6 protein-coding genes and 1 tRNA gene are annotated in these 5,674 nt (G+C 38.8%); 3 read left to right on the top strand and 4 right to left on the bottom strand.

Annotated elements, in window-relative coordinates:
• Nucleotides 1–186: 186 nt before the first annotated feature.
• The 3 genes from feoB to QZ620_RS13280 all read right to left on the bottom strand — a co-directional run bounded on the left by feoB (nucleotide 187) and on the right by QZ620_RS13280 (nucleotide 3,267).
• Nucleotides 187–2,289 carry a ferrous iron transport protein B gene (feoB, locus tag QZ620_RS13290; protein ID WP_295182531.1) on the bottom strand — a complete coding sequence of 701 codons (2,103 nt, stop codon included), beginning with the start codon at nucleotides 2,287–2,289 and terminating at the stop codon, nucleotides 187–189.
• A gap of 1 nt (nucleotide 2,290) precedes the next feature.
• Nucleotides 2,291–2,521: a FeoA family protein gene (locus QZ620_RS13285; RefSeq protein ID WP_295182529.1), complete on the bottom strand. Its 231-nt coding sequence runs from the start codon at nucleotides 2,519–2,521 to the stop codon at nucleotides 2,291–2,293.
• A 74-nt stretch (nucleotides 2,522–2,595) separates the two neighbouring features.
• On the bottom strand, nucleotides 2,596–3,267 hold the full coding sequence (locus tag QZ620_RS13280) for an SCO family protein (RefSeq protein ID WP_295182528.1): 672 nt from the start codon (nucleotides 3,265–3,267) through the stop codon (nucleotides 2,596–2,598).
• Nucleotides 3,268–3,418: 151 nt separating this feature from the next.
• Between QZ620_RS13280 and rseP the strand changes: the two genes are divergently transcribed.
• From rseP to QZ620_RS13265, 3 genes are all read left to right on the top strand, one after another.
• The gene (rseP, locus tag QZ620_RS13275; protein ID WP_295182526.1) at nucleotides 3,419–4,735 is read left to right on the top strand and encodes an RIP metalloprotease RseP; all 1,317 of its coding nucleotides are present in this window, start codon (nucleotides 3,419–3,421) and stop codon (nucleotides 4,733–4,735) included.
• Between the two features lie 232 nt (nucleotides 4,736–4,967).
• Nucleotides 4,968–5,041, top strand: a tRNA-Asn gene (locus tag QZ620_RS13270).
• A gap of 133 nt (nucleotides 5,042–5,174) precedes the next feature.
• A complete protein-coding gene (locus QZ620_RS13265; protein ID WP_295182524.1) occupies nucleotides 5,175–5,546 on the top strand; it encodes a hypothetical protein in 372 nt (123 codons plus the stop codon).
• Here QZ620_RS13265 and QZ620_RS13910 read toward each other — a convergent pair.
• Nucleotides 5,506–5,655, bottom strand: a complete 150-nt coding sequence (locus tag QZ620_RS13910; RefSeq protein ID WP_366935476.1) for an LLM class flavin-dependent oxidoreductase — start codon at nucleotides 5,653–5,655, stop codon at nucleotides 5,506–5,508. The two genes, QZ620_RS13265 and QZ620_RS13910, sit on opposite strands and share 41 nt — an antisense overlap.
• Nucleotides 5,656–5,674 lie beyond the last annotated feature (19 nt).

Below are 5,674 nucleotides of genomic sequence, written 5' to 3'. Positions count from 1 at the left end.
TACAGCCACAACCGGAAACTCCGCAAGCAGCAGCGCTATCCTTTTTCTTGGAACCGCCAACAAAGGAAGGCTTCCAGATAAAACGCGTGACCACGTAACCCAGAGCTATCAAAAAGGTAATTAAGACCAATATTTCCTGAAGTATTTCCATATCAATTCAGTCGTTTTATAATTCTAAACTTACTATTATTTCAGTACCTGGAATGCAATAAGTGCGACTACATAAGCAAAAGCAGTCATGATCACCAATTGTAAAACAGGCCATTTCCAGGTATTTGTTTCTCGCTTTACTATGGCCAGCGTACTCATACACTGCATCGCAAAGGCATAAAAAAGCAATAAGCTTATACCACTGGCAAATGTAAATAATGGTCCGCCCAGGACAGGGTTGGTTTCTGCGGCCATTCGGTTTTTGATGGTTTCCTCTTCGTCACTTCCAACACTATAGATAGTTGCCAGGGTTCCTACGAAAACCTCTCTTGCAGCAAAGGAACTTATAATTGCGATCCCGATTTTCCAGTCGTAACCTAACGGAGCAACGGCAGGCTCTATTCCACGTCCCATAATACCTATATAGGAGTTCTTCAGTTTATAGGAAGCGATTGCTTCTTCTACACTTTCATCCTCTACATTCTCATTGTTCTCATACTGAGCGGTGACAATCTCTTCAGCATTGTTAAAATCATCTCCGGGACCGTAACTGGCCAGCACCCATAGAATTACAGAAATAGCTAATATGATCTTTCCGGCACCAAAAACAAAAGATTTCGTCTTTTCAACCACATTGATCGCAACATTCTTGGCCATAGGAAGCTTATAATTAGGCATTTCTATGACGAAGTAAGATTTTGTACTGGTCTTTAATATTTTATTCAGTAACCACGAGGAAAAAATAGCCATTCCGAATCCAAGCAAATAAAGGATCATCAAGGTTAATCCCTGGTAATTGAAACCAAAGAAACTCTCATTTGGAATTACCAATGCGATAATGATAAGATAAACCGGTAATCTTGCAGAGCAGGTGGTAAAGGGAACAACTAAAATAGTGATCAGTCTTTCTTTCCAGTTCTCAATATTCCTGGTAGCCATTACTGCCGGAATTGCACAGGCCGTTCCTGAAACCAATGGCACCACACTTTTCCCACTAAGACCAAAACGTCTCATGATCCGGTCCATTAAAAAGACCACCCGGCTCATATAACCAGATTCTTCCAGAATGGAAATGAATAGGAATAAAAATGCGATCTGCGGAATAAATATAACGATCCCTCCAAGCCCGGGAACAATTCCTTCTGAAATTAAACTGGTAAAAGAGCCCGGAGGCAGGGTGTTTTTCGTCCATTCACTTAGCGAAGCAAATGCGGCATCGATCATATCCATAGGATAGCTCGACCAGCTATAGATCGCCTGGAAAATTAGAAGTAAGATTCCGAAGAAAATAACATATCCCCAGACTTTATGAGTTAAAATACGGTCAAATCGAGATCGAAGATCTGTAGCTGCATTTTTGTCTACGGTCATCGTCTCCTTCAGCACACCGTTAATGAACTGGTATCTTAAAATTGTTTCTTTCTGCTGAAGCCTCTTCAGGTCACTTACAGATTTCGTATTAAAATCTGAACTTCGGCTGATCTCGCCCCGGTTTATATTTCCGAAGTTGACATCCTGAGTGATTACCAGCCAGAGTTTGTATAAAGATTGATTAGGAAAGGTCTTGCGTAAGTTTCCGAAGTATTCAGGATCGATCACAGATGCATTTACACAGGGATCTACCGTCATATGACGAAAGTTGATGATTAATTCCTTTAGCTCTTCAATACCCATGTTTTTACGGGCACTTACAAGCGCGATCCTGGTCTTTAAGCGTTCTTCCAGTAATTTAATGTCCAGGCTAATCCCCTTTCGATCCATCCTGTCTGCCATGTTAATCGCAAGAATGGTAGGAATTCCAAGGTCTTTGATCTGGGTGAACAACAGTAAATTCCGCTTAAGATTTTCGACGTCACTCACTACAACGGCAACATCTGGATAATCTTTATCGTTTTTATTGAGAAGCAGTTCTATGACGACATTTTCATCTACAGAACTGGCGTTTAAACTATAAGTGCCTGGAAGGTCAAGAATATGAGCTTTTAATCCACGTGGAAGTTTACAGATCCCTTCCTTTTTCTCAACGGTAATCCCAGGATAATTCCCAACCTTCTGGTTGAGTCCGGTAAGCTGATTGAAAACAGAGGTCTTTCCAGTATTGGGATTTCCTATTAAAGCAACATTAATTTGCTTTCCCATATTAGCCTATTAATTCGATTTCTATAAGCAAAGCAGTTTCTTTTCTAATGGCCAGATGACTTCCATTTATGTTTAAATACATAGGGTCATGGAATGGCGCAGTTTGAACAAGTTCTACTTCATTTCCAGGAAGGCAACCCATTTCGAGCAATTTCAGGGGGACCATATCTGTAGAGAATTCTTTAATGATTCCGCGTTGGCCTCGCCTAAGATTTGCAACCGTCACCTTCATTTTTATTTAGATTGATTTTAAACAAGGCAAAAGTAATGGAATTTGGCCCAATACAAAAGATTAGCCTTAAATAATTAGCGATCCTCTTTCTTCAGTATTTCAATATCGTGCATGAGATCTTCTATAGCTTCCGGCTGCGTACCGTCGTAAAAACCTCTAATTTGTTTCTTTTTATCTACCAGCACGAAATTTTCAGTATGAATCATATCGTATTTACCACCATCGCCGGTGGATTTAGTAGCCAGGTAAGATTTTCGAGCCAGATCATAGATCTGCTTTTTATCACCCGTCACCAGGTTCCATTTTTCATCGAGCACACCTTTTTCTACGGCATATTCTTTTAGGACAGGAACGCTGTCGGTTACAGGAAATACAGTATGGGAAAGTAGTAAAATGTCCTCATCATCTTTTATTTTTTCCTGGATCTCGATCATATGATCTGTCATGATCGGGCAAATGGTAAGGCAGGTGGTAAAAAAAAAGTCGGCTACATAGATCTTATCGTTATAAAATTCTTCAGTAATAGTATCCCCATTTTGATTAATGAGTTTAAAATCTGCGATCTTATGATATTTTCTAACAAATTGAACAGTGGTATCCACCAGTTCAGCATTCACCATATCTGGTTGAAAAACGGGTAATCGCTCCTCAGGTTTTAGTAAAGTATAAATGAAATACATGATGATGACCGAAAGAACAGCCAGTACAATGGCAAAAGGTTTATAGCGGGCAAAGAACTTAAGCATTGGCGCAATTTTTTACAAAGTTATGGCCTGAGCTTCAATTAGTCCAATTTCTTCTGCGGAATTTTTCAAGGTGGATTACTAGATCAAACTAAACTTTCCTAGATGCTTTTAAAAACTTACTTTTGTGCGATTTAAAATTTGAAGTTAGCTGATGGATCCATTTCTAGTAAAAGCCATACAATTAATATTAAGCCTTTCCTTACTTATTGTTCTCCACGAATTAGGTCATTTTATTCCGGCCAAATTATTTAAGACCAGAGTTGAAAAGTTCTACCTGTTCTTTGATGTGAAATTTTCATTACTTAAGAAAAAGATTGGTGAAACCACTTATGGAATTGGTTGGTTACCGCTTGGAGGATATGTGAAGATTGCGGGAATGATCGATGAGAGTATGGACAAGGAACAAATGTCCAAACCTCCACAACCCTGGGAATTTAGAAGCAAGCCGGCATGGCAGCGATTAATCATCATGCTGGGTGGTGTAACAGTAAATCTTGTTCTTGGTTTTCTTATTTACATGATGATCATGTTCGTTTGGGGATCTGCTTACGTAGGGCCAGATGAAATGCCAGATGGATTTGCAGTGATCGATGATTTCAAGGAATATGGTTTCGAAGATGGAGACAGGATTCTTGAGGTAAATGGAAATGAGTTCCAGAATAGCCTGGATATCAATAAGCATCTTTTTATGAGAGATGTTCAGAATATTACTGTATTACATCAGGATGGTTCAGAAGAAACTATTGAGGTTCCGGAAGAAATAGGGACACAGATGTTCGAAAAAGGAATTATGCAGCCATTTGTTCCAATTCAGTCTGCAGTACTGGATACGGTTATCGCTGAACATGCTGCATCAAAAGCCGGTCTTAAGAAAGGCGACAGCATTATTAGTCTGAATGATGTGGAGATAGGTTACTGGCACGAAATCGCTCCTGCTTCCTTTGAAAACAAGGAAAAGACTATAGAAGTTGTTTTTGAACGAAATGGGGAAATCATGAGCACAGAGGTCACTCCAGATGAGGATGGATACCTGGGTGTTGGACCAGCCTCAGAGATTGAGATCAAACGCAATAAGTACGGTCTTAGCGAAAGCATAAGCAAAGGATTTGATTACGGTTACTGGACATTAAGAGATTATGTGTACCAGTTCAAATATGTATTTACAAAAAAGGGAGCTACGCAACTTGGAGGATTCGGAGCCATTGGAGGTTTGTTCCCAGATTCCTGGAACTGGTTCGGGTTCTGGAATACCACGGCCTTACTTTCAATTATCCTTGCATTTATGAATATCCTGCCAATTCCTGCACTGGATGGTGGACATGTGATGTTTCTGTTGTATGAAATGATTACAGGTAGAAAGCCAAATGATAAGTTTATGGAGATCGCCCAGATGGCTGGTTTCTTCTTATTGATAGCGCTGGTGCTTTATGCAAATGGAAATGATATCTACCGCTGGTTATTTGAATAATCTCTGCGGAGGAATTTATAGTATAAAACAGTCCTTTTGGGCTGTTTTTTTTGTCTAAAATCATCTGTGTAAAAATAAAATTCATCATTACTGAAAATTTTATCGATCTGTAATTAATTGACTTTCTGAAGGATTCGTATTCGAAGTAAAATTCTTCGAAAAAAATCTGAAATTTGTTTTGACAGCATTTAAAAATTGATTTATATTTGCAACCGCTTTCAAAGCAAAACATTCCTCCTTAGCTCAGTTGGTTAGAGCATCTGACTGTTAATCAGAGGGTCCTTGGTTCGAGCCCAAGAGGAGGAGCTTAGTAAAGACAAGCCATTCAAGAAATTGAATGGCTTTCTTTTTTTAGTGGGTACAACATAGGTACAACAAATTAAATCTCTTTCTTTATTTTTCTTTTGGCTATATTTAATAGGTTGAAGCAGTTGTTGCCATGGAAAAATTTATTCTTAACGCCGGTAAAGCACTCGCGAGGTGGAGATCAGGAATAGATTATTTCCTGGAAGAGAAAGTACAAGGGAAACCCTTAAACCTAATTCTTTTTATCCTGTCTACTTTCATTGTCTTTGTTTTAAGCTTCAGCCTTTTCTTTGGTATTCGCTCAATTATTGATAACTCTTTTATTTTTCTGATCCTTTTTGGTATCATGCTTTTGATCCTCATCTGGCTGGCCATTTTTCACGAATCAAACAAACATCTTGAAACAGATCGGCATGATTTCCGGGTAGAATCCATTAAAACGTCCAGGATACGTTTCGAATTGATCAATCTTGATAAGGAATCTGAAAAAGTTTTATATCTGTAGGTAAACTACATCTACCAATTCCAAAAATTATTCTCCCTTCAGTTAAATGATCGAGAAATGCAATACGCTCAGCTACATGAAAAGGATGGTGAAAAGGTAAACTAATCATTGAAGTACCTAATTTTATT

Source organism: uncultured Christiangramia sp. (assembly GCF_913046405.1).
Taxonomy (GTDB): Bacteria; Bacteroidota; Bacteroidia; order Flavobacteriales; family Flavobacteriaceae; genus Christiangramia; species Christiangramia marina.
This window is presented reverse-complemented; position numbering and strand designations above follow the sequence as displayed.